This window comes from Hymenobacter monticola, assembly GCF_022811645.1.
In the GTDB taxonomy this organism is placed as follows: domain Bacteria; phylum Bacteroidota; class Bacteroidia; order Cytophagales; family Hymenobacteraceae; genus Hymenobacter; species Hymenobacter monticola.
Genome location: NZ_CP094534.1, coordinates 787,306 through 811,048, shown reverse-complemented (window position 1 = coordinate 811,048; position 23,743 = coordinate 787,306). Strand labels below are relative to the sequence as shown.

Sequence of the window (23,743 nt, the reverse complement as noted above, 5' to 3'; positions counted from 1 at the left end):
CCAAAGATACGGGCGCGGCTTTTGTGCTGACGCAGCGTCTCGCTTTCTCCGGTGAGCGGCACCGAGGCATACACGAACGAAGTAGGGGCGGGGCTCGCCCCCGCCCGGTCGTTGAACGCAACCGTGGGAACGGCTCGTGCGACCGGGCGGGGGCAAGCCCCGCCCCTACACCTGTTGTTAAACCCTAATACACCTTAAGCGGCCGGCTGAAGCTGTTGTTGCTCTCCAGCCACTCGCCGATGGCGTTGCGGCCGTCGACGACGGCGCCCACGGTGAAGGTGCCGCTGGCGGTGGGCTTCCAGTTGTTAGTAGTGGCGGGCAGCAGGCGGGCCTGGCCGGGCAGCAGCGGCTGTTGCAGGCCCTGCAGACTGCCCACGGTGGCTTTGTCGACGGTAAAATTCACGCCGAGCTGGCTGCCGGTAGCTACGGGAGCGGTGCCCATGTTTTTTACCATCGCATAGAACGTCACGGCCTGGCCGGGGCGCGGGTAGCGCGGCACGGTGAACACCTGCGTCACCTTCAAATCGGGCTTGGCGGTGGCGGCTTGCAGGGTGAGGGCCCCGCCCAGGGGCAGCTTGTCGGAGGCCGGGCCCACCTTGATGGCGTAGGCGCCGGGGTGCACTTCGTAGGCCTTGGCTTGCTCGTTCCAGAGGTAAAAGTCCTCGGCCGAGAGCGTGAAGCTGACCGTCTTTTTCTGCTTCGGAGATAGGTTGATGCGCTCGAAACCCTTGAGCTGCTTTTGCGGCATGGCCACTTTCGCCGACTTGTCGCTGAGGTAAAGCTGCACCACTTCGTCGCCGGCTACGGCGCCGGTGTTGGTCACGTCCACGCTCACCGTGACGGGGGCGCCGGCGGCTACGGGGGCTTTGGGCAGCTGCAGGTTGCTGTATTGGAAGGTGGTGTAGCTTAGGCCCGCGCCGAAGGCGAACTCCGGCTTCATGTTTTTCTGGTCGTAGAGGCGGTAGCCCACGCCGTTGGGGTCGCGCAGGTCGTCGTTCCAGGCGGGGAGCTGGCTGTCGCCGGTGGGCATGGTCACGGGCAGGCGGCCGGCGGGGTTGTAGTCGCCCAGCAGCACATCGGCCAGCGCGGTGCCAGCTTCCTGGCCGGCGTAGAAGCTGTAAATAAGGCCTTTGGTACGAGGCAGGCTTTCGTGCATCGCGCACACGCCCCCGCTTTGCACCACCACCACCACGTTGGGGTTGGCTTTGGCCAAGGCCATAATCAGCGCCTGCTGCTGGCCGGGCAGGGTAGCCGAGTTGTTGGCGCGGTCGTGGCCCGAGTTGTAAGCTTCGCCCTCCTGGGTGCTGTCGAGGCCGGCGGCGAATATCACCACGTCCGACTTGCGGGCCAGCTCGCGCGCCAGCTTGAAGCCGCTGGTGTCGGCGCTGTTCATGTCGCAGCCTTTCAGGAAAGAGATTTTATCCACGCCGAGCTTGGTTTCTAGCCCTTGCTTCAAACTCACGGAGTAGGGCGGACTGGTTTCGGAGCTGCCGAAGCAATTCAGGTTGCCCTTATCGGCGTTAGGGCCGATGAGGGCGATGCGCTTCATGGTGGACTTTTTCAGGGGCAAAATGTTGCCCGCATTTTTGAGCAGAATGATGGACTCGCGGGCGGCCTGCTGGTTGAGCCGGGTGTGGGCTGGCGTGTTGGCGGCGGCCGGAGTGCCTTTGGGGTAATAGTCGAGCAGGCCGGCCATGATTTTCGTGCGCAGCACGTTGCGCACGGCCGCGTCGATGGCCGTCATCGGCACGGCGCCGCTGGCCACCAGGCCGGGTAGGTCCTTGAGGTAGTCGTCGGAGCCCATGCACACGTCGTTGCCGGCCATGATGGCCTTCTTCGTGTCGTGCACCGCGTCCCAATCCGACACCACGTAGAACGGGAAGCCCCACCGCTCACGCAGCACGGTATTCAGCAGGTTAGGGCTTTCGGCGGCGTGTTCGCCGTTAATCAGGTTGTAGGCCGACATCACGCTGAGCACGGCGCCCTCCTGCACCACCGTGCGGAAGTTGTAGCCGTAATGCTCCATCACGCCGCGGTCGGTAAAAAGCTCGTTACGTTCGTGGCGCGTGGCCTGCTTGCCCTCAATCATGAAGTGCTTCACGGTAGCCATCACCGGCGTTTTCTGGATGCCGAAGGCCACGCGCGACTGTAGCTGCCCAATCAGATAAGGGTCTTCGCCGCCGCTTTCGGCGCTGCGGCCGCCGCGCGGGTCCTGCGCCAAATCGATGCACGGGCCCAGCTGCTGCTGCTTGCCGAAGGCCCAGAACTCGGTGCCCATGGCTTCGCCCACACGCTCGGACAGGCTGCGGTTCCAGGTAGAAACCAGCCCCATGCCGGTGGGCCAGGCCGTGGCTTTCTCAAAGCGCACGCCGTGGGGCCCGTCGTCCATCACAAAGCCAGGAATCCGGAGCCGGGCGTTGTCCGGCGTGGTCATGAAGCTGTTTTTGGTGAGCTGGGCCAGCTTTTCCTCGGTGCTCATGGCTTTGAGCAGGGAGTCGACGCGGAATTCCAGCCCGAGGCGCTGGGCAGATGCAGACGCGCTGGCGGCCAGGCTCAGCGCGGCCGCAACGGCCAGTTGCCGGAAAATGGAGGAAGGTTTTAGCATAAGGAGGATAGAAATCATAAGGAGGATAGAAATTCAAAGGGAAGGGCGGCCTGATGCCGCAGAAGGAACGAGCCGGGCCGGCGCCTCACTCAGTTAGTGCCACCGGGCTCGTTCCTTCATCGTGACGCCGGTTGTCCATGAAGTCCGGCATCGGCAACACCGGCCGGAGTCTCACCAATCCGGCGGCGTAAGCTTCGAGTGGGCGCCTCACCCCCTGACCCCCTCTCTTAAAGGGAATGCGACCAAGCATTCTTCGGGGGCACCGGTCCTGCTCCAGATGGAAATCGGCTGGCTCGCTTCTCATTTCGGAGGGGCCGGGGGTGAGGCGCCTCGTGTCAACTCTTCTTCATGGCATAAAACCGCACGTAGTCCACCACCATCTGCTGCGGAAAGGCGGCTTCGTCGATGCCTTTCTGGCCGCCCCACTCGCCGCCCACGGCCACGTTCAGCAGCAGGTGGAAGGGCTTGTCCCAGGGCCAGGCCTCCCAGCCGGTGCGCTCGTTGCGGGTGGCGAAGTACAACTCGCCGTCGATGTCGGCGGTAATGGTTTCCGGCGTCCACTCGATGGCGTAGGTGTGGAAGGCCGTGGTGGCGTCGGGCAGCCTGGTGATGCCGGTTTTCTGGTTGTTGATGCGGAAGTAGTAGGCCTTGCAGTGCGTGGTGGCGTGAATCACGTTCGGGTCGTAGCCCACGTGCTCCATGATGTCGATTTCGCCGTTGTCGGGCCAACTGTGGTTGCCGTAGGGGTTTTGGTCGGGCAGCATCCAGATGGCGGGCCAGGTGCCGCGCCCGGCCGGAATCTTGGCCCGCACCTCGATGCGGCCGTAGGTGAGGCTGCCGCCGGGCCCACGCGAGACCAGCCGGGCCGAGGTGAACGGGTTGGCCGCCACCAGGGCTTCCTTGCGGGCTTCCACAATGAGGTGGCCGCCTTCCACGCGGGCGTTTTCGCGGCGGCGCTTGGTGTAGTATTGTTCTTCCTTGTTGCCCCAGCCGCTGCCGCCCACGTCGTAGGTCCACTTGGTCGAGTCGGGCAGGCCGGTGTAATTGAACTCGTCGCTCCACACCAGCTTCGTGAAGGTGTAGCGCGGCTTGGCGGGTGGCGCGGCAGGCGGCGGGCCGGCGTGGCCCAGCGCCAACAGGCCGGAAAGAAGCATGGAAATCATAGCTGATAAGGGCGAAAGTAGAACGTGTACCCCGAAGCACTGCTTCGGCTCACGTTGGCAAATGGTTGGCGTTTTCGTCCGGGTTTCGTTCAATGGACCGAAGCAGGGCTTCGGGGTACACGTTCTGCCATCGGGGGCAGCCGCACCCGGCTTGTCCGAACCGAGTGCAGCCGCCGCCCTATCCGGCGGGTCGAAATTCCCACCAAGTCCCGACCGGAGTGGCAGCGAGCCAGCCAAGCGGCTGGCTCATTGGTATTGATAGAAGCGCACGTATTCCACCTCCATTTGCTGCGGAAAGGTGGTAGTAGCGTCGGGGTTGCCGTCGAAATTGCCCCCCACGGCCACGTTCAAAATCACGAAAAAAGGGTTGTTGAACGGGTTGGGGCTGGCCCCGCCGTTGTTGAAGGTGAAGTACTGCTGCCCGTCGATGAAGAAGCGCAGCAGGTCCTTGCTGCGCACCACCGAATAGGTGTGGAAGGCGTCGGACAGGTCGGCCGGCTGGGCCTGCACAATGCCAGACTGCCCGTGGGCGCCCTGCGCGTTCTGGAAGTGCATGGTGCTGAGCAGCTCCCGGGGCCGGCTGCCGCGCAGCTCCATGATGTCGATTTCGCCGCAGCGGGGCCAGGGATTCTGGTCGATGTCGGCCCCCAGCATCCAGATGGCGGGCCACACGCCCTTGCCCTTGGGCACCTGGGCGCGCACGTCGAGGCGGCCGTACTGGAAGGTTTTGCGGCCCTTGGTGAGGATGCGGCCCGAGGTGTAGGAATTGCCGGTGGGCGTGGTTTTGATGGCCTTAATCACCAAGTTGCCGCCGCTGAGGTACACGTTATCGGGCGAGTTGGTGTAGGTTTCGAGCTCGTTGTTGCCCCAGCCGCCGCCGCCCAGGTCGTAGGTCCACTTGCTTTGGTCGAGGGTGCGGTCGTCGAACTCGTCGGCCCACACCAGCTTGGTGTAGTCGGCGAAGCTGCGCTGCTCTTCGTTGACGGCCGGCACCACCGGCGGGGCCGGCGGAATCACCTTTGCGGCTTCTTTGGTGCAGCCCGTCAGGCTCAGGGCCAGCCAGAAGCTGGCCCCGGCCCCGAACCGACTCAGCGCATTGTGCCGGGAAAAATTCATAAGCAGGGAAATGGGAAAGGAAATCAGATAAAAGCGGAAGCCGCGCGGCCCTATTTCACCACCAGCTTCAGGTCGAACACCACGCCCGCGGCCGTGCTGCCGGCCCGCAGCACCATGTTGGTGTTGCTAATGGACAAAATGCGGTAGGTGAGGTTGGGCGCATCCGTCACGCCGATAAAGGGCGAAGGGGTGGCGCTGGCCAAGGTAAGCTGGGCCACGCCCGGGCCTGTGGAGTCGCCGAAGGTGAAGGGCGTGCTCACGTTGCGCGGGGCCTGGCAGCCGCCGGTGGCCCCGGCCACAAAGGTCTGGGCCTTGGCGTCGTAGGTAAACACGTTGGCCGTGCTGAACGTGTACTCGTCGTCGGCCTGGCAGGCGGGCAGGCCGCCGGGCGCCGGGTTGCCGCCGTAGTAGCTCACGGGGTCGGTGTCGGAGGGGCCCACGGTGATGGGGGCCACCACGCCGTTGTCGAGCTTCCAGGTGCGCGACGAGCCGCCGGTGAGGTACTGCTTCACCACGTTCAGCGAAGAAGGAATCACCACGTCCTGGGGTGTGCCGAAGGTCTGGCCGCCCCGGCCGTCGGTTATGAGCTGCGCCTTGAAGGTACCGCCCTTGGTGTACACGTGCGTCACGGTTTGGCCCGTGGCCACCGAGCCCGTGCCGTTGGTGCCGCCCCCGTCGCCAAACTCCCAGTGGTAGAGGTACACATCGGGATTAGGCGCGGCCGTGAAGGTGACTTCAGTGGTGAGCCCCACGGTGCGGGAGGTGGTGGTGAAGGTGCCGGCGGGCGGGGGGCCTGCCAGAGTGCCGGTGTCTTTTTTGTCGCAGGAGGCCAGTAGCAAGGCGCCGCCCAGGAGCATCAAAACCGCGTTGTTTCGGAGGTTTTTCATGTCAAATCAAGCTGAGAAACGGTGAGAGGGACGGCCTAGTAGCCGGGGTTCTGCTTCAGGCCGGGGTTGGCGTCCAGCTCCGACTGCGGCAGGGGCAGCACCAGGTTGGTTTGGGTCGGAATGCCGCGGTCGAAGCCCTTGTTGAGCGAGCGCAGGTACAGGGCGTGCTCGGTCATGCGCGAAATCAGCTTGCCCTTGCGCTTGAGGTCAAACCAGCGGTCCATCTCGAAAGCCAGCTCGTAGAGGCGCTCGCGCAGCACGGCGTCGTCGAAGTTGGGCCCGTTGATGACCAGGTCACGGGCCGGCGAGGGCGTGTTGATGGGCAAGCCAAAGGCCCGGCGCCGCACCTTGTTGATGGCTTCGAGCCCTTCCGGGGTTGGGCCCACGGCCTCGGCCAGAATCAGGTACATTTCGGCCAGGCGCAGCACCTTCATGTTCAGGGGCGAGTCCCAGATGTTGGTGCCCGTCTTGCCCACAAACCACTTTTTGCAGTTGTAGTCGCCCAGCGGCGAGCCGGCCACCGGCGTGGTGGTGGCCCGGGTGCCGTCGGGGTAGGTGTCGCCGGGCACCCAGACGGTGGCCGCCTTGCGGGTGTCGCCGGCCTCGTAGCCGTTCACGAAATCAATTTCCGGGATGTTGAAGCCGTAGCCGCTACCGGGCGTGAGGTTTTTGCCGCGCGGGCCGAAGAACTCGTTCATGGCCGAGCCGGCCTGGTTGCGGGTGTAGCCGTAGTTATCGGTGTTCTTGCCGCTGATAAACTGCACCTCAAACAACGACTCCATGCCGTTGTCATTCTCCACCTTGAAAATGTCGGCGTAGTTGGGGTACAGGCTTTTGCCCGAGTTGGCAATCACGTCGCGGGCCCACCGGGCGGCTTCGGGCTTCTTGTCCTCGGTGATGTACACCTTGGCCAGCAGGCCGGCGGCCGACCACTTGGTGGCGCGGCCCAGGTTGTCGCCGGTGTAGGTGGCGTCGAGGTTGCCGTAGGCATCAATCAGGTCCTGCTCAATCTGTTTGTACACGTCGGCCACCGGCGTGCGGGCAATGTTGACTTCGGCCGGGCTAGTGGGCGGCTTCGTGAACAAGGGCACGTCGCCGTACACCCGCACCAGGTCGAAGTAGTACTTGGCGCGCAGGAACTGGGCCTCGCCCAGGCAGCGGCGCTGAATGGCCGGGTCAATGTTCTTGATGCCGGGCACCTTCTGCAGCACCAGGTTGGCCCGCTGAATGCCGATGAAGCTGCCGCCCCACAGGCGGTTCACCACCGTGTTGGTGGCCGGAATGGAAAACCGCTCCAACTGCTTGTACTCGATGCCGTCGTTGCCGTCGTCGGCGCCGGTGCCCGACACGTCGGCCATAATATCAATGGCCCACAAAGCGGCGTTGTACTGGCCTTCCTTGGTCAGCTCGCTATACGCCGAGTTCACGGCCTGAATGGCGTCGGTCTGGGTCTGGTAAAAGTTGCTGTCCGTCACCTGGTCGGTCGGGGCCTCTGCCAGAAACTTCTCGCCGCAGCCCGCCGAAAACAGGCCCAACGACAGAAGGAAAGCGCCGCAGGTAAATTTCGAAATAGTCATGATTGCTAGGTGGGAATTTGAGAGGAGGATTAGAACCCGATGTTGAGGCCGCCCATGAAGACGCGCGTCTGCGGGTAAATGCCCAGGTCGATTCCGCTGGCGCTCACCTCGGGGTCGTAGCCGGTGTATTTGGTCAGCGTCACCAGGTTTTGGGCCGTGAAGTACACGCGAATCTGCGAGGCCGAAATGCGGCTCATCACGTTGCGCGGCAGGGTGTAGCCGAAGGTCAGGTTCTTGAGGCGCACGTAGGAGCCATCTTCCACGTAGTGCGACGACACGCGCAGGTTGTTGTTCGGGTCGCCGTTGATGGCGCGGGGCACGTCGTTGCTGGTGCCGGCGCCGGTCCAGCGGTTCAGCAGGCGGGTGGTGCCGTTGGTGGTGCCGTACAGGGCCCCTTCCGTGATGTAGCGGTTAAGGTTGTACACGTCGTTGCCCTGCACGCCCTGAATGAAGAAGCTCAGGTCGAAGTTTTTGTAGCTGAGCGTGTTGGTGAGGCCAAACGAGAAGTTCGGGTTGGGATTGCCGATGAACGCTCGGTCCTTATCGGTGATGGTGCCGTCGCCGTTCAGGTCGCGGAACTTGATGTCGCCGGGGCCGGTGCCGCTCTGCTGGTAGTAGTCGGCCTTGGCAGAGCCGGCCACAGCCCCGGCGTTCAGCGAGTTCAGCTCTTCCTGGCTCTGAATCAGGCCGTCGGCCACGTAGCCGTAGAATGCCCCGAAAGGCTGCCCCACGTCGTAGCGCACCACGCTGCCGCTCAGGTAGCCGGCGCCGTTGTAGGGAATGCCCAGGCCCAGCGACTGCAGGCGGGTTTTGAAAGCCGACACGTTCAGGGTGGTCGACCAGTTCAGCGCCCCTTCGGCGCCCGTGAAGTTGTGCGAGGTCAACGACACATCCACGCCGCGGTTGTAGGCCGAGGCCGCATTGCGGTCCACAGCTTGGTAGGTGCCCGACACCAGCGACACCGGCACCGGCGCAATCAGGTTGGGCGAGTTGCGGCTGTAGAGGTCGATGCTGGCCTCAAAGCGGTTGTCGAGGAAGCCGAAGTCCAGGCCGATGTTAGTTTGGTTGTTCTTCTCCCAGCGCAGGTCCCCGTTGGCCAGGCGAATGGGGGCTGCGCCCACGTTCAGGGCGCCGTCGGGCCCGAAGGGGTAGGAGCTGCCGAAGTTGATATTGTACAGGTAGGCGAAGCGGCCGGCGTTCAGCTCGTTGCCCACCTGCCCGTAGCCCACGCGCAGCTTCAGGTTGCTGATGGTGTGGTTGCCCTTGAGGAATTCCTCCTCCGAGATGCGCCAGCCCGCCGAAGCCCCCGGGAAGAAGCCGAACTTCTCGCCCGGCTGAAAGCGCGAGGAGCCGTCGTAGCGGACCACGGCCTGGAAGATGTACTTGCCGCCGAACTCATAGTTCAAACGCCCGAAGTAGCTGGCCAGGCGCCGCGCCGCGTCGATGGTGCCCGCATTGGCCACCAGCGTGTTGATGGGGCCCGCGTTAATCACCTGCAGGTCGTTGCGCGTGTACTGCGAGCGGTAGGCCTCCACGTTGCTGTAGTTGAACTCCTGGGCCGACTGCCCCACCAGGAACGTCACCTGGTGCTTGCCGCCAAACAGGTGGTCGTAGGTGGCCGTGTTCTCAATCAGGTAGCTGGGCGCGTAGCTGGCCGTGGCCGAGGCGCCCGCCGTGAGGTAGGCCGGGCGCGTGGTGTAGCCCGCCAGCTCCGGCGCCTTGGGCGCAAAGCTGTTGAAGTTGTCGAAGATGAAATCGACGCCCACGTTGCTGCGGAACTTCAGCCCCTTCAGCGGCTCCAGCTCGGCGTAGAACGTGGTGATGGCGCGGTTGCGGGTGAACTTCTGGTTGTTGCGCAGCGAGGTAGCCAGCGGGTTTTCCTCCGTGAAGTTGTCGTGCTCGCTGTCGGGCTGGTACCAGAAGCCGTCGGGGCGGTAGGCCTGCACCGTGGGCGGCATGCGCAGCAGCTGCTGCACGGCGCCGTACTCGCCGCTGTTGCTCGTTATCTGCCGGTCGCTCAGGTGCGTGAGCGAAATGCTGTTGCCTATTTTCAGCATTTTGCCTACCTGCACGTCGCCGTTGGCTCGCAGCGTAAACCGCTCAAAGTTGGTGCCCACGATGATGCCGTCCTGCTGGTAATAGGTGCCCGACAGGGCGTAGCGGGCCTTGTCGCTGCCGCCCGTGGCGCCCAGCGAGTAGTTCTGAATCTTGGCCTGCCGGAACACCAGGTCCTGCCAGTCGGTGCCTTCGCCCAGCGCGGCCGGGTCGCGCAGCTTGTCCAGGGCAATGGGCTTGCCGGCCGCCATGCGGCTTTCGTTGTTGATAACGGCGTATTCCTGCGCGTTCAGCAAGTCCAGCTTGCGCGCCAGTACCTGCACGCCTCGGTAGCCGTCGAGGTTGACGGTGGTCCGGCCGGCCTTGCCCCGCTTGGTGGTGATGATGACCACCCCGTTGGCCGCCCGCACGCCATAAATGGCCGTGGCCGAGGCATCCTTCAGAATGTCAATCGTTTCAATGTCGTTGGGGCTGATGGCGTTCAGCTGGTTGTCGCCGCCGTCGGGCAGCGGGAAGCCGTCCACCACGTACAGCGGGTTGTTGTTGCCGGCCGACGTGATGCCGCGCACGCGCACCGAGGTGCCCGCCGCCCCACCCGGCGCCCCGCCGTTGGAGGTAATGGTCACGCCCGACACCTTGCCCTGAATGGCCTGGGTCACATCGGGCACGGGCTGCCGCACAATGTCGGCCGCGCCCACCGAGGAGATGGCGCCCGTCACGCTGCCGCGCTCCTGGGTGCCGTAGCCCACTACCACCACTTCGCTCAACTTCTGGGCGTCCTCTTTCAGGCTCACGGCCACGGCCCCGGCATTGGCCGCCGTCACCACCACCGTTTGGGTGGTGTAGCCCACAAAGCTGAACACCAGCGTGCTGCCCTCAGGCGCCGTCAGGTTGAAAGCTCCGTCGGAGTTGGTGCTGGTGCCCACGGTGGTGCCGCGCACCAGCACCGTCACGCCGGGAATGCCGGCGCCGTCGGGCCCGGTCACGCGCCCGCTCACGGGCACATCGGCCACCGGCCGGTTGAGCGGCCGGGCGGCGGCCACGGCCGGCGTGCTCGGAGCCAGCGCGGGCAGCCCGCAAGCCAGCAGCACCGCTGTGCGGCCAAGCAGCGCATTCTTGTAAACGTCTCGCTTCATCGTGAGATTAATGAAAGGGTGGGAAAAGTGTTGAAAATCAAAAGACAAGCCGCCCAGCAGCTGCCAGGCCCCAACAGCTAGTTGGTCGAGCCCGAAGCGGCCTGCCGTTCCGCCGTGGCCTTGCCGGCGTAGCGGAACCGGGCCATTTGCGAGCCCACGCGCAGCGTGTACCAGCCGTCTTCGAGCTGGGGCCGGCCGTGTCCGTCGGGGTAGCTCAAGTCCCGCAGCGGGTCGATGGTGAAAGCCATTTCACGCGACTGCCCTGCGGCAAATGGCTGTTTCTCAAAATGCTTGAGCAGGCGCACCGGCCGCGCCACGCGCCCCACCTCGTCGGTGAGGAACCACAGCACCGCCTCCTGCCCGGCGCGCGGCCCGGTGTTGGCCACGCGCACCGTGGCGCGCAGCCGGGCGCCGGTACCCGTCAGCGCCGAGTCGCTCAAGGCCAGGCCGGAATAAGCGAAAGAGGTGTAGCTCAACCCCTCGCCAAACTCGGTGAGCATGCCGCTCTGGTATTTGGGCGCCGTCTGTCCGAAGCCCGCGGCAAAGTCTTTGAGGTCGAGGCTGTTCTCGCTGTTGTCGTGGTGGTAGTTGGTGATGTGGCCGGCAAACTGCGGATAAGTGAAAGGCAGCCGGCCGCTGGGATTGGTGCGTCCACTAATGACTTCGGCCAGCGCCGTTCCGCCCCCATACCCCGGCAGCCCCGCCCAGATGATGGCCGCGCTGCCCGCCGCCACGCTCCGGATGATGCTCGGCCGGCCGCCAATGACCACCAGCACCGTTGGCTTGCCGCTGGCCTGGGCGGCGCGCGCCAGCTGCTGCTGGTCTTCAGGCAAGGTCAGGTCCGAGGTGTTGCCCAGCACTTCGGTGTAGGGCCTTTCGCCCAAGGCCAGCACCACCGCATCGGCGCGCTTGGCGGCCGCTGTCACGTTGGCTGGCAGGGTGTTGCCGGTAGCGGTGCTGTAGGGAAGGGTTTCAATGGCGGCGTTGGGGTATTCTTTGCGCAGGGCATCAACCAGCGTGGGCACGTCCTTGGGGAAATCTCCCTCGGGCCGGCCCTGCCAGCCCAGTGTCCAGCCGCCGCACAGGTTGGCGCGCGACTCGGCCGAGGGGCCCAGCACCAGCAGGCGCTTCACCCGGGCGGGCGCCAGCGGCAGCGCGTTGTTGCGGTTCTTGAGCAGCACCAGCGACTCCCGGGCCGCTGCCACGGCCTGGGCGCGCAGGGCCGGGTCGCCCACGCGGGCCAGCCGGTCGGCGCGCGGCATGGGGTTCTCGAAAAGACCAATTTCGTCCTTCATCTGCAGCACCCGCCCGGCCGACAGTTCAATGCGCTCGGGCGTTAGGCGCCCTTCCTGCACCAATTCCTTCACGAACTGGCAGAAGTTGGTGTTGTAGGGCGTCATGGCCACATCGATGCCCGCGTCCACAGCCATCCAGGTGGCTTCTTTCTCATTGGGCGCAACTTTCTGCACCTTCACCAGCCGGTTAATGTCCTCCCAGTCGGTCACCACCACACCCTTGAAGCCCATTTGCCCGCGCAGCAAGTCGGTAAGGATGGCACGAGAAGCGTGCACTGCCTCGCCGTTAATGGCCCCGGAGTTCACCATCACGCTCTTAACGCCCGAATCGATTGCGGCCTGAAACGAAGGCCGGAAGAACTCCTGCAGCCGCTGGTCCGGTATCAGGGCGTTGGTGCGGTCCCAGCCGTTGCGCGGGTCGGAGTAGCCGAGGAAGTGTTTGGCGCAGGCTGCCACCTGGTAGGGCGCTATCTCCTTGTTGGTCTGAATCTCCCGCACAAAAGCGGCGCCCAGGGTAGCCGCCACCAGCGGGTCTTCGCCGTAAGATTCGTACAGGCGCGGCCAGTAGGTGTTCACGCCCAAATCCAGGTTGGGAGCAAACAGCCACCGGTGGCCCAGGTCGGCCGATTCCAGCACGGTGGCGCGGGCCGTGAGGCGGGCCAGCTCGGGGTTGAAGGTGGCGCCCAGGTTGAGGTTGTGCGGGAAAATGGCAGTACCGCTCACGTAGCTGGCGCCGTGCACGTGGTCGATGCCGTACAGCACGGGGATGTGCAGCCGCGACTCGCGCAAGGCAATGCGTTGCAGGGCTGCACAGTAGCGCACCCACTGGGCCGCTGGCACGGCCTCCCCGTTGATGAACGAGCCCACGTGAAAATCCCGTACCAAAGCAGCGGCCTTGGCCGAATCAAGCACCACGTCCTTGTTCTCCCCCGTCGTGTTGATGGCCGAAAGGTTGAGCTGGGTCATCTGCCCGATTTTTTCTTCCAGTGTCATCTGGGCCAGTAGCTGCTGCACGCGTGGGCTGAAGGCCGACGCTGGCGACACCGGCGTGGGTAAAGTTGAGCTGGCAGGTGCAGAAGCTACCGTTGCCGCAGGCACCGCGCCCCGCTGGCACGCCACCAAAAGCGGGAGCAGCAACAGCAGTTTCCGGTAGCGGAAAGAGCTGGCTGCTGCCGTCGCAGATGCGCCGGAAGAAGCAACAGAAAGGGAGCCGAAAGGAGAGCGAAACACGGGCATCAGGTGGGATGAGATGCCCAAATGTATAGGGGTGTGTTTCGCAAACGCAAGCAGCAAAACTGCCTCCAGAGGCTGATTTCGGCGTTTTTTCGGTTAGTCGCCTAGTAGCTTATACGCTTGCCGCACACGCAAAAAATCCGCTTTCGGCCCTATAGCCCTTGCACGGAAGCTTTTCATGTTTTGGGCCTTCAGGCTAAAAAACAATGAAAAAAAATGGCTCAAATTGAAAAAAATATCATGTTGCGCAAGCCTTGGTAATAAATCTTAGGCAACACAGTCCAGATTCCTGCTAAAGCCGTTTAGCAGAAGCGCCCCTGTTTTGCAAACGTTGCCGGAACATTCTGGCCCGCTCACTCGCTGGTTTCCGCCGCCTCGGCTTCGGCTAGTTCGGGCTCGAAAGCCGCGTCGAGCAGCACATGCGTCCACGGTTCGCCGTCAGCGTAGTCGGGAGCTTGCCGGCGGCGCTGCAGGGCGGCCAATACCTTTTGGGCGAAGGCCCAACTAGTGGCCTGTCGCAGCTCCAGCACCCGCGCCAGCTCCGACGACGAGTACACGCCCCGGTGCGCATGCAGCAGAAACACCGCGTACAGCGCCTTCACGATGGAAAACTTACACTTCTGCAGCAGGGTGCCCGCCGTGGCCGACTCTACGTAGCGGCAGCGGGTGCAACGGCGCGCGTGAGGCTCGCGGGCCTCGCAGCTTTTCTCGTGGCCGCACTTGCGGCAGCGGTAGGCGTTGTTGGCCCACTTCAAATCGGCCAGGTAACGCAGGCAGGCGTCTTTGTCGGGGTAAATCTGGCTGAACTCGCCAAAGTCTACCTCGCGGGCTTCTATACGGGCCGCTTTCTCGGCGTGCAGGTCACGGCTCAGGTCGTTGTTCAGCTTCTCAATGGCGGCCGACTGCAGGGCCAGCAGGCCATTGGCTTCCAGCAGTTCGCGGTTCTGGGCCGCCACGGTGTCGTTTTGGCGGCGCAGCTCGGCGGTGCGTTGGGTCACCAGGGCTTCCAGCTCGGAGTTCAGCTGGTCTTTCAGTTGCTGGTTTTCGCGCATCTGCTCCACCAGGCGGTCCTGGGCCTGGTGCTTCTTGCGCAGCTGCTTCAGCAGGCGGTGCTGGGTGAGCAGGGTGGTGTCCATCAGGCCCTTGAGCTTTTCGCCCAGCGCGTAGCTCAGAATCACTACTTCGGCCACGAAGGCCGCGTAGAGACTGTAAACGGTGTAGGCATTGTTATAAAAGTCGATGCCCAGCTTGCGCATGATGAGGAAGGTGAGGCTGCTGGCCACCAGCGCCTGGGCCAGCAGCAGGTAGCGCGCTGGCCGCAGCCCATTGCGGTAGGCGCAGAAGGCCGAGTAGTACAGCAAGCCATACGGCAGCAAATACAGCCAGAAGCTAAAGCCCGAATGCACCACCGCCGCATCGAGCACCAGCAGGCCCGTGCTCAGCCCCACCACCCAGCGGCCCAGACGGTGCAGGGCCGGCAGGCGCGAGGCCATGTCCAGAAAGCCGCTCGCGTACACGGCAAACGTGATGAGCAGTAGCACCGGCGCCATTGCGCCAATGAAGTGGTTGAAGCTAGGCCAGTCGGACCACAGGTACTGAAACCCCAGCCCGTCTTCCGTCAGAAACAATAGCGTGCCGCTAAGCACGTACAGTACGTAGGACAAGTACGTCTGCTCCTTCAGGAAAAAGAACAGTATCAGGTTGTACAGCAGCATGATAACCAGGATGCCGTAGAACACGCCCAGCAGCCAGTACTGCACCGACAGTTCCGGTATCAGCCCCGCGCTGCTGTGCAGCATGGCCCGGAAGCTGGTGCGCGTGTCGGAGTGCAGGCGCAGGTAGTAGGTGGCGGTTTGGCCGGGCCGGGGCGGAATGTCGAACAGGAAATTCTTATAAGGATGGGGCCGGGTGGCAAAGGGCAGGTTGGCGCCCGTCGTCACGCTGTCGTAGCCGGCCGCCGCGCCGGGCCGGGGCCGGAAAAACACGGCCTGCCCAATGTGCGAGTCGTAGAGCTCCAGGTACCAGGCCGCTGTTTCGGTGGGGGCGTGGCGCACGGTGAGGCGCAGCCAGTAGGCGCTGTGCGTGCGGTTGATGTTGGCCGGGTGGCCCGAGCCGCGCATCATCACGAAGCGGCGGCTCCAGGCCGGCGACTGCACATCGGCCACGGTAAGCTGGCCGGAAGGGTCTTCCAGCATGCTGTAATAATTCTCGTCGAGGTAAACGGCCTGCTGGGCTGGGTTCACCACCAGCGTGTCTTCGGGCGCTGCCCAGGCCACGCCGCTGGTCCCCACAAAGCTCAGCAGCAGCAAAGCTGCGCTTAAAATGAGCTGTGAGAATTTTTCCCTTAGTCCATTGCGCTGGCCACGGGGCCGACCAGAAATACGTGCCTGTTGCATAAGGCGTCTAAAATACAGAAAGCCCACCGGCTTTCGACCGGTGGGCTCAGCAAGTACTTACTCACGCAGGGGTTACAGACGGAACTGCGCGCCTACTTTAATGCCAAAGTTGTGCGTACCGGGCACGTCGCGGTAAGTGAGACGGTGAATGAAGTCGACGCGGATGAATTTAAAGATGTTTTCCACGCCGTAGCCCACTTCCACGTAGGGCGTCGAAATCTGACCGGGCAGGTCGGGCGAGTCGCGGTTGATGCGGCGGCTGCGGTCCGAGAGCTTGCCGTAGAGCACGTTGCCGGTGGCCACGAAGCGCCAGTTGAGCGCGCGCAGGCCGGGAATGGAGTTGATGAACAAGCCTTCGAAGTGGTGGTCGAGGCGCAGCGAAGCCGAACGGTCCGTCACAAACTCGAAGTAATTCATCAGGTTGAAGGCGTTGGCGTTGTAGAAGGGCGTCTGGTTGCCCAGTGGCGTTTTCAGGATGAAGTAGGGCAGGGCCGTGGGAATGTAGTTGCCCTCGGCCCGGTAGGTGAGGCGGCCCAGCTGGCCCAACGACACGCTGTGCTGCACCGACAGGTTGAACTTGTGGTACATGAAGTTGCCGCGCGTCCAGTCGATGGCGCCCAGCGTGTAGCGCAAGCCAAACACCGGCCAGCGCTTCAGGCCCACGGCGCGGCGACGGTTTTCGCTCTGCACCAGGTTTTCGTCGGGCGCGAAGCGCGATTCCGACACCAGCTCGCTCAGGTGCAGAATGTTGGAGCCGGGCTCGTCGGTGGGCATGGGGTTGCCGGGGCCGGGGGGACGCGAGTGAATTTCAAACAGCGGGTTCACGTACTGGTAGCGCAGCGTCATGGTCTGCGTAAAGCCGTGAAACAGGTCGCGCTGCACGCTGAACGAGGTGAGGTCGCGCAGCACCGGCCGGCCCTGCTTGAAGCGGCCCCAGCGCGACGCCGCCACAAACAGGTTGTTATTGTCGAGGAAGTCGTTGTCGAGCAAGGCTGCTTGCTCCACGTCGTGCTTGAACTCGCCGGAAAACACCGTCCAATGCCGGCGCTCGGCGATGTAGCTCACCCGCGCCCCGTACTTGAAGCGGCCATCCATGGTGCCGTAGGCCAGGTAGGCCTGCGTGAGCCAGTTGCGGCTGATTTCGGGCGTGGTGCGGAAACCGATGCGGAAGCGGTTGCCCTCGAAGTCGTTGCGGGCATACAGCGTCGAGATGGGGCCCAGGTCGAGCTTGCCCACGCGCTTGTAGCCGTTCACCAGTAGCTCCACCCAGTCGAGCACGTTGCGCACCGAGGGCAGCTGCTTGGCCGAGTCGAGCACCGCAAAGGTCTGCTGCTCTGAGAGGCTCAGGGTGTCGGGCCGGTGCTGGTCGAAGTAGCCCGGCCCGTTCGGCGACAAACCGCCCAGCAGGCCGCTGGCCTTATCGTCGGTTTCCATCAGCGACGACACGATGGGCTGGTCGTAGAAACCGGCCTCGGTGTGCACCTTGTTGCGCGTAATGTTGCTGTTCACCGTGGTGAAGCGCACCAGCATGGCCGCCTGCTTCTCGTAGGGCCGCACGCTGATGAGCAGCTTGGTGCGGGCTGCGATGCCGGGGCCATCCTCCGGCGAAGTCAGGTCCTGGTAAATGCGCAGGTCGCTCACGAAGTTGATGTTCGCCTCGGGGCTGGCCACCACGTCGATGCGGCGCAGCGCGTAGCCCTGCTGCGTAATCCAGATGGTGCCCTTGAAAGCCAGGTCGTGGCTGCGCTTGGGCGTCACGGCAATCTTGTAGCACCAGTCCTTGCCCACAAACACCGAGTCCTGCAGCTCATACTCGTAGGTGATGCGGCCGCCCTCGGCAATGGGCGAGATGAAGTCCTTGCCCAGCACGTTTTGCCAGTTGGGGTAGAAGTCGAAGTTCTGGAAGTTCGAGCCCAGCATCTGGCTCAGCACCGAGCCCTCACGTGGGCCGGCGCCGCGCATCTGCTTGTGCTGCAGGTCTTCGCGGCGGCGCAGGGGCGTGTATTTCTGGTACACGCGCGAGCCCACTTCCGAGGCAAACACGGGCAGCGGCGCGTCGGGGTCGGCGGCGGCGATGGCACCCCGCCGCACGGCCAGCGCCCGGATGTCCTTCACCACCTTGCGGTTGGAGAGGGCCTTGGGCAGGTCGATGAGGCTGGTTTCGATGCGGTTGTAAGAATCGAATTCGGCCGCCTGCAGGGCGTTGCGCTCGTTCTCAGGCTTGTGCTTCTGCACTTCACGCAGGATACGGAAGGCTGGGTTTTCGGGCTGGCGCGATGAGACGAAGACTTCACCCAAGGTCACCCCGCCGGTTTTCATCCGGAACAATACCGTTTGGGTGGGCGCGTTGGTGAGCTTGCGTCGCTGGGTGGCAAAGCCCATGGCCGAGGCCGCAATGGAATCGGGCGAGCCGGCCACGGCCAGCTTGAACTTGCCGTCGGCATCGGCCGTGACGCCGGCGCTGGTTTTGGGAATGAAGATGGAAGCAAACGGCACCGGCTCGCCGTTCGTGGCCTCCACTACCTGGCCGCTTATGATGATGCGCTGGGCTGCGGCTGGCAATACCAAGAGGCAGGCCAGGAGCAGCGGAGCAAGAAATTTCATAGAGTGTAGTAAAGAGCCAAATACCAGGACGAGTAGTAGTCTCGCAATTTACGCAAAGCAAGGGTGGCTCCCAACTAGTTCCGCAGCCAACGGAGAAAAAAATGGCTGAACGATTAAACCTGCTGGCCGGATTGCAGTCAAGGCCCGCCCAACGGAACGGGCAGGAAAGTGAGCCCTTCCTCACTTTCCTGCCCGTTGAAGTAAAAACAATCGCGGCTGTACCGTTGGCAGAAGGCCAGCAGTACGCCGTGCTAAAAAAGACACGGGCGCCGTCACTTCCGAAGGGCTCCCGCCAATTTAATGATGAGCTGCTCCGAGAGGCTACGCTGGCAGCTTCAACACCCCGCTCTGCTCAGTGTAGGCCGGCGTAGGGGTTGCTGCTGGCGTCGACCAGCCAGATTGCCGTGCCTGCGGGCAGCTCCACCGCCGCGCCAAGGTCGAGCAGCAGGCCACGTGTGGGGGGCTCGGCGGCGTCGGGGCGGGTCACTTCCTCCACGGTGGCCGTGGCGGCGTGGCGGGTGCCATCGGGCAGCACCGCGGCCACGGCCAGCGCCGCGTGCAAGCCGTAGGCCGCCAGCGCTGGGGCGGTGCCTTCGGGCAGCGCCAGCAAGCCCAGGCCGGGCAGGGGCCAAGCCTGGGCCACACGCAGCAGCAAAACGCCTTCCATTACACTTCCACTTTCAGGGTGGCCGGGCCTTTGGTCACCTCAAACAGCTCGCCGTGGGGCACAATGGTAATCTGGCCGTATTCCTGCAGCAGCATTTTGTAGCTGGCAGCCACGGGGCGCGGCTTGCGGTCGAGGTCGTAGAGGCCGCAGGCATTCACCTTGCCCACCGGGCGGCTCAGGCCGATGTCCCAGTCCACCTGGTCGATGAGCGAGTACCAGGTGAAGCCCAGCACGGGCACGCCCTCGGCGCGCATCCGCAGGATGTTCACCCACTGCTTCCAGAGCCAGGTGGGTGCCTCGTGGGCGTCGAACACGTTTGTTTCGGTGTGCATCACGGGCTTGCGGTAGCGCCGGTAGTATTCGAGCGTGATGTTGTACCAGCCCAGCACGTCCATGCTGGTGCACTCGGTGCCGTCGGGCAGGATGATGCGTTCGTTGCGGCCGTAGTAGTCGTTGCCCATAATCTGGTAGCCAGGCGGCTCGCCGGCCATAAACCAGTCGTACTCGCGCCGCGTCATGCCGTTGTCGAGCAAGTAGTTCAGCACGTCGCCGTCGGGGTGGTGGGCGTACAGCAAATCGAGCGAAACGAAGCGCAGCTTGTTTTCCAGCGTCACTTCCGGCGAGGGATTGGCGCGCAGCTCATGCACGTATTCCGCCGACTCGCTTTGCACGATGATGCAGTCGGGCCGGCGCTGGGCAATCTGCTGGGTGGCCATGATGCTGGCCGCCACCAGGTGCTTCATGGCCGTCACGAAGCCGCGGTCGGTTTTCAGCTGCTCGTTCCAGAGGCCGTCTTTGCCGCTCATGCGGGCCGTCACGTAGATTTCGTTGATGGGCGTGTAATAGCGCACCCAGGGGTAGCGCTCGGCCACGGCGGCGGCGTAGTCGGCAAAGTGAATGGGCAGCTCGGGGTTCTGGAAATTGCCCAGCCAGTCGGGCACGCCAAAGTGCAGCAAGTCCAGAATGGGTGTGATTTCGAGGCGCTGCAGCTCGGCCATCACCTGGTCGGCAAACTCCCAGTCGTAGCGGCCGGGGCCGAGGTGGGTTTTATGGTAGGGCAGGCCGTAGCGCAGCACCTTCAGGCCCAACTCCTTCACCAGGGCAAAGTCTTCGCGCCAGCGCTCGTAGTGCCCGCACTCCTGCAGCAGGTCGCGCCGGGTGCGGCCGTGGTCGATGGTTGGGTTCGAGCACTCGATGCCGGTGGCAAACATGAAGTTGTTGGGCTGGCCCGTGGGCAGCCCGCGCCCGTCGTGCCCACGGGCGCCGCCGAACTCGTCGCCCGCGTAGCCGCCGTCGCCGAACTTCTCCTTGATGTGGGTGAGGAAGGTTTTCATTAATTGTTGTTGATTATGAACGATGTAGGGGCGGGGCTTGTCCCCGCCCGGTCGTTGAACGAAGCCGTTGGGCCGGCACGACCAGCTGGGTGGGGGCAAGCCCCGCTCCTACATCGTTCACGCGTCGCGCCGCTGTTGCTGCTCCAGAAACTTGTCGGCCGTGCGCAGGCTCAGGGCCATGATGGTCAGGGCCGGGTTCACGCTCAGGGCGCTGGGGAAAACGGAGTTGTCGGAAATGTAGAGGTTGGGCACGTCGAAGGCGCGGCCGTTGGCGTCCACCACGGCGTCGTCGCCGCTGCGGCCCATGCGGGCCGTGCCGATGACGTGCGCATAGCGTTGGAAGGCCCAGATGTCGGTGGCGCCGGCAGCTTCCCAGATGCGGCGCATCATCTTCTCGGCGTGGGCATTCATGCGCTGCTCGTTGTCTTGCGCGGTGAAGTGCAGGCGCGGCTTGGGCAGGCCGCGGGCATCTTTTTCTTCGGCCAGCTCCAGGAAGTTGTCGGCGTGGGGCAGGCAGTCGCCAAGGATGTTGATGCCGGCAATGTGGTTGAACTGGCGCATGTAGTCGCGCAGCGGTTGGCCCCAGAGCTTGCGGCCCCGCGCCACCTGCCCGGCAAATGTCACGGGCATCACGCCGATGCTTTGCAGCAGGTAGCCGCCCGCAAAATCCGCGTCCTGAGGCCGATGCGTGTCCTGCGAAATCAAGCCACCGGGAATGCCTTTGTTGGGCCGCACTTCCTCGGCAAAGGTGCCGAACACCTGCAGGCCGGGGTGGGCCATCAGGTTTTTGCCCACCTGCCCGCTGGTCAGAGCCAGCTCATTGAGTAGCAGCAGACGCGGGGTTTCCACCGAGCCGGCGCAGAGGAACAGGTGGCGGCAGCGCTGGCGCTGCTGCTCGCCGTTCTGGGTATACACCACGCCGGTGATGTAGCCCCGTGCGTCGCGCTCAATCTCGGTCACAAAGCTGTTGGGCCGGATGTAGGCTCCGTGCTTCACGGCCAGCGGAATGAAGGTCACGTCCATGCTGGCTTTGGCGCCGTTGGAGCAGCCGGCCTGGCAAAATCCGCGGTTGGTGCAGGCCTCACGCCAGCCGATGCCTTCCTGGTAATAGCGCGCTGACAGTGCCGCGTTGGCCGCCGGCGAGGTCCGAATGCCCACCTTCTCGGCGCCGCGCACCATGAGTTGGGCGGCACTGTTCAGCGGCAGCGGCGCCAGCGGGTAGCCCTTGCGGCGGGCTGGCCCCCAGGGGTAGGGCGTAGGACCGGAAATGCCCAGAAACTGCTCCAACTCCTCATAATACGGCTCCAGCTCCTGGTAGCTCACCGGCCAGTCCTCGCCCTTGCCAAAGTCGCGCTGCAGAGTCAGGTCATCGGGCAGGGGGCGGGGGGTGTAGGCGGTGTAGTGCAACGTGGAGCCGCCCACGCCGGTGCCGGAGTTGTTTTTGCCCATGGCCAGCGGGTCGTGGCCGGCGGCCAGGCGCTCGTCGTTCCAAAACAGGAAGTCCTGCGCCCTTTCATCGGTTGCGAAATCCTTCTCGGGGTTGTGCCAGGGGCCGGCTTCCAGCGCCACCACTTTCAGGCCGGCCATGGCCAGGCGGGCCAGCAACGGCGCGCCGCCCGCGCCCAGCCCTATCACCACGCAGTCCACCTCGTCGGCTTCGGGCTCCACGGCCTGGGGCTGTTCCAAAGGAATATCTGCCATTGCCGGCTTGGCTTCGGGCTCATCGGCCAGCAGCGCGCGCAGCAGCGGGTCCTGCACTTCGGGCTTCACGGGGTTGAGGACGCCTTCTTCGAGAACTTCTTCGTCGGGCATAATGGTGAAATAGTGATGTGATGAAATAGTGAGGTGATGAAATAGTGAGTGATGAACTGGTATGGCAGGAAGTATGATGTTCGCCTGACGCCAAATGCGTCGATACAAAATCAAACTCACCAACTCACTATCTCACCACCTCACCAAGTTCCCGGTCTTCTTTTTCGTTGAGGCCGATTTTCGACCAGGCGGGCAGGTCGGCCATGCCCACGTAGCCAATTTCCTCCTGGGCCAGCGGGTGGGCGTAGTAGGTCTCGGTCAGCTCGGCCAATAGTTCCTCGAAGAAGCGGCCCGCATCGAGGGTTTGCCAGGTGGCACCGGGCGGGTTGCCGGTGGCCAGCGCCTTCAGCACGGCGTCCTGTCCGGTGGCGTTCAGGTCCATAAAGTTGGCTTGGAACAACGCCTGCGCAATTTCCTGGATGCCGCCGAGGCCCAGGCGGTAGGCCTCGCGGTCAGGCGGCAGCGCGTCGTAGCGCCAGCCGTCGGCGCGGCCTTCGGCGAGGCGCTGGTCCACGGCCGGGGCCAGGGGCACAGGCTGCGTGGGCCGGTCGGGCTGGGGGAAGAGGCGGGCGGCCACGGCTTCGAGCAGTGCGTAGGCGTCGGGAGCCAGAAACCGCGGCGCGTAGGCCGCGGGTGCATCGAGGCGGGCTTGCAGCGCGGCGCGGGTGGCCTCGGAAACGTGCGCGCTGTCCAGCAGGGCGCGCACGGTGCCGCTTGGGTATTCGGGAGTGGGCATATAAGAAGCTTGGGCTGACAGCCGCATCGTCCGAAACGGCTCAGCTAATACTCCTTACGAGGGAAGCCCATCCAAAGGGTTCAACTTTCAGGGTTTATTTCTTAAACAAAATTCATAAAAAAGCAGCCGGCTGGTGAGCCGGCTGCCTGGCAGTAAGTCGATTAGGATGGGCGGGGGTTACTCGTCGCTGCTGAGCTTGCCGCCGGTCACGTGCACGAGGCTGCCGGTCATGAAGGAGCCGTCTTGCGAGGCCAGCAGCACGTAGGCCGGGGCCAGTTCCTCGGGCTGCCCCGGGCGCTTGAGCGCCACTTCGTGGCCGAATTTTTCGATTTCCTCGCGCGGCATGGTGCCGGGGATGTTGGGCGTCCAGACCGGGCCGGGCACCACGCAGTTCACCCGGATGCCCTTTTCGCCGAGGTACAGGGCCAGCGACTTGGTGAGGGCGTGGATGCCTGCTTTCGAAGCCGCGTAGTCAACCAGAATCGGGATGCCCGTGATGCCCACAATGCTGCCCGTGTTGATGATGCAATCGTCCTTTTTCAGGTGCGGAATCACCGCCTGCGCCATCCAAATGTAGCCCAAGATGTTGGTGTCGAAGGTCCGGCGAATTTGCTCTTCCGGAATCTCCTCAAACTTCTCCTGGCTGTTTTGGAAGGCGGCGTTGTTCACCAGAATGTTCAGGCCGCCCAGCTCGGCCAGGGTGCGGCGCACGGCCTGCTTGCACTGCTCCGAGTCGCGCACGTCGAGCTGCAGCAGCAGGCACTTGCGCTTTTCGCGCTCCACCAGCTGCTTGGTTTTTTCGGCGTCCTCCACGTTTTCGTTAAAGACCACGGCCACGTGCGCGCCTTCCTTAGCGAAGGCCAGGGCCACGGCCCGGCCAATGCCGGAGTCGGCCCCGGTGATGAGGGCAATTTTATCCTGCAGCTTGCCGGCGGCCCGGTAGTTGGACAGGTCGGAGTCGGGCTGCAGCGTCATGTCAGCCTGCTTGGCGGGGTAGGGCAGCTTCTGAGCGGCCGCCTTCATGTCTTTGGCCGTGGGACGTCGCTCGGCTTTGGCGGGAGCGCCTTTGGCGGCAGCGGGAGCTTTTTTAGTGGCGGGTTTGGCGGCCGCGGGTTTTTTGGTGGGCA

14 protein-coding genes are annotated in these 23,743 nt (G+C 63.9%); all 14 read right to left on the bottom strand.

Annotated elements, in window-relative coordinates; all coding sequences use genetic code 11:
- Positions 1 to 184 precede the first annotated feature (184 nt).
- Positions 185 to 2,605: a glycoside hydrolase family 3 C-terminal domain-containing protein gene (locus MTP16_RS03580; protein WP_243516021.1), complete on the bottom strand. Its 2,421-nt coding sequence runs from the start codon at positions 2,603 to 2,605 to the stop codon at positions 185 to 187.
- Positions 2,606 to 2,940: 335 nt separating this feature from the next.
- The gene (locus MTP16_RS03575) at positions 2,941 to 3,768 is read right to left on the bottom strand and encodes a glycoside hydrolase family 16 protein (protein ID WP_243516020.1); all 828 of its coding nucleotides are present in this window, start codon (positions 3,766 to 3,768) and stop codon (positions 2,941 to 2,943) included.
- Positions 3,769 to 4,014: 246 nt separating this feature from the next.
- A complete protein-coding gene (locus MTP16_RS03570; RefSeq protein WP_243516018.1) occupies positions 4,015 to 4,884 on the bottom strand; it encodes a glycoside hydrolase family 16 protein in 870 nt (289 codons plus the stop codon).
- A gap of 50 nt (positions 4,885 to 4,934) precedes the next feature.
- Positions 4,935 to 5,771: a PKD domain-containing protein gene (locus tag MTP16_RS03565; protein WP_243516016.1), complete on the bottom strand. Its 837-nt coding sequence runs from the start codon at positions 5,769 to 5,771 to the stop codon at positions 4,935 to 4,937.
- A gap of 35 nt (positions 5,772 to 5,806) precedes the next feature.
- Positions 5,807 to 7,348, bottom strand: coding sequence for a RagB/SusD family nutrient uptake outer membrane protein (locus MTP16_RS03560; RefSeq protein ID WP_243516014.1), 1,542 nt, complete (start codon positions 7,346 to 7,348; stop codon positions 5,807 to 5,809).
- 29 nt (positions 7,349 to 7,377) lie between these two features.
- Complete coding sequence (locus MTP16_RS03555) at positions 7,378 to 10,539, bottom strand: SusC/RagA family TonB-linked outer membrane protein (protein WP_243516012.1); 3,162 nt, start codon at positions 10,537 to 10,539, stop codon at positions 7,378 to 7,380.
- A gap of 77 nt (positions 10,540 to 10,616) precedes the next feature.
- On the bottom strand, positions 10,617 to 12,878 hold the full coding sequence (locus MTP16_RS03550; protein ID WP_243516010.1) for a beta-glucosidase family protein: 2,262 nt from the start codon (positions 12,876 to 12,878) through the stop codon (positions 10,617 to 10,619).
- Positions 12,879 to 13,420: 542 nt separating this feature from the next.
- Positions 13,421 to 15,376 (bottom strand): 7TM diverse intracellular signaling domain-containing protein, encoded by a 1,956-nt coding sequence (locus tag MTP16_RS03545; RefSeq protein ID WP_243516008.1) that lies wholly within the window; start codon positions 15,374 to 15,376, stop codon positions 13,421 to 13,423.
- A 159-nt stretch (positions 15,377 to 15,535) separates the two neighbouring features.
- On the bottom strand, positions 15,536 to 18,067 hold the full coding sequence (locus MTP16_RS03540; protein WP_243516006.1) for a DUF5686 and carboxypeptidase-like regulatory domain-containing protein: 2,532 nt from the start codon (positions 18,065 to 18,067) through the stop codon (positions 15,536 to 15,538).
- A 352-nt stretch (positions 18,068 to 18,419) separates the two neighbouring features.
- On the bottom strand, positions 18,420 to 18,734 hold the full coding sequence (locus tag MTP16_RS03535) for a hypothetical protein (protein ID WP_243516004.1): 315 nt from the start codon (positions 18,732 to 18,734) through the stop codon (positions 18,420 to 18,422).
- Positions 18,734 to 20,068: a family 1 glycosylhydrolase gene (locus MTP16_RS03530; protein WP_243516002.1), complete on the bottom strand. Its 1,335-nt coding sequence runs from the start codon at positions 20,066 to 20,068 to the stop codon at positions 18,734 to 18,736. The genes MTP16_RS03535 and MTP16_RS03530 overlap by 1 nt, the downstream gene beginning before the upstream one ends.
- Before the next feature lie 117 nt (positions 20,069 to 20,185).
- The gene (locus tag MTP16_RS03525) at positions 20,186 to 21,880 is read right to left on the bottom strand and encodes a GMC family oxidoreductase (protein WP_243516000.1); all 1,695 of its coding nucleotides are present in this window, start codon (positions 21,878 to 21,880) and stop codon (positions 20,186 to 20,188) included.
- Positions 21,881 to 22,007: 127 nt separating this feature from the next.
- Entirely contained in the window at positions 22,008 to 22,616 is a 609-nt protein-coding gene (locus MTP16_RS03520; protein ID WP_243515998.1) for a gluconate 2-dehydrogenase subunit 3 family protein, read from the bottom strand.
- Positions 22,617 to 22,793: 177 nt separating this feature from the next.
- Positions 22,794 to 23,639 carry an SDR family oxidoreductase gene (locus MTP16_RS03515; RefSeq protein ID WP_243519960.1) on the bottom strand — a complete coding sequence of 282 codons (846 nt, stop codon included), beginning with the start codon at positions 23,637 to 23,639 and terminating at the stop codon, positions 22,794 to 22,796.
- Between the last annotated feature and the right edge of the window lie 104 nt (positions 23,640 to 23,743).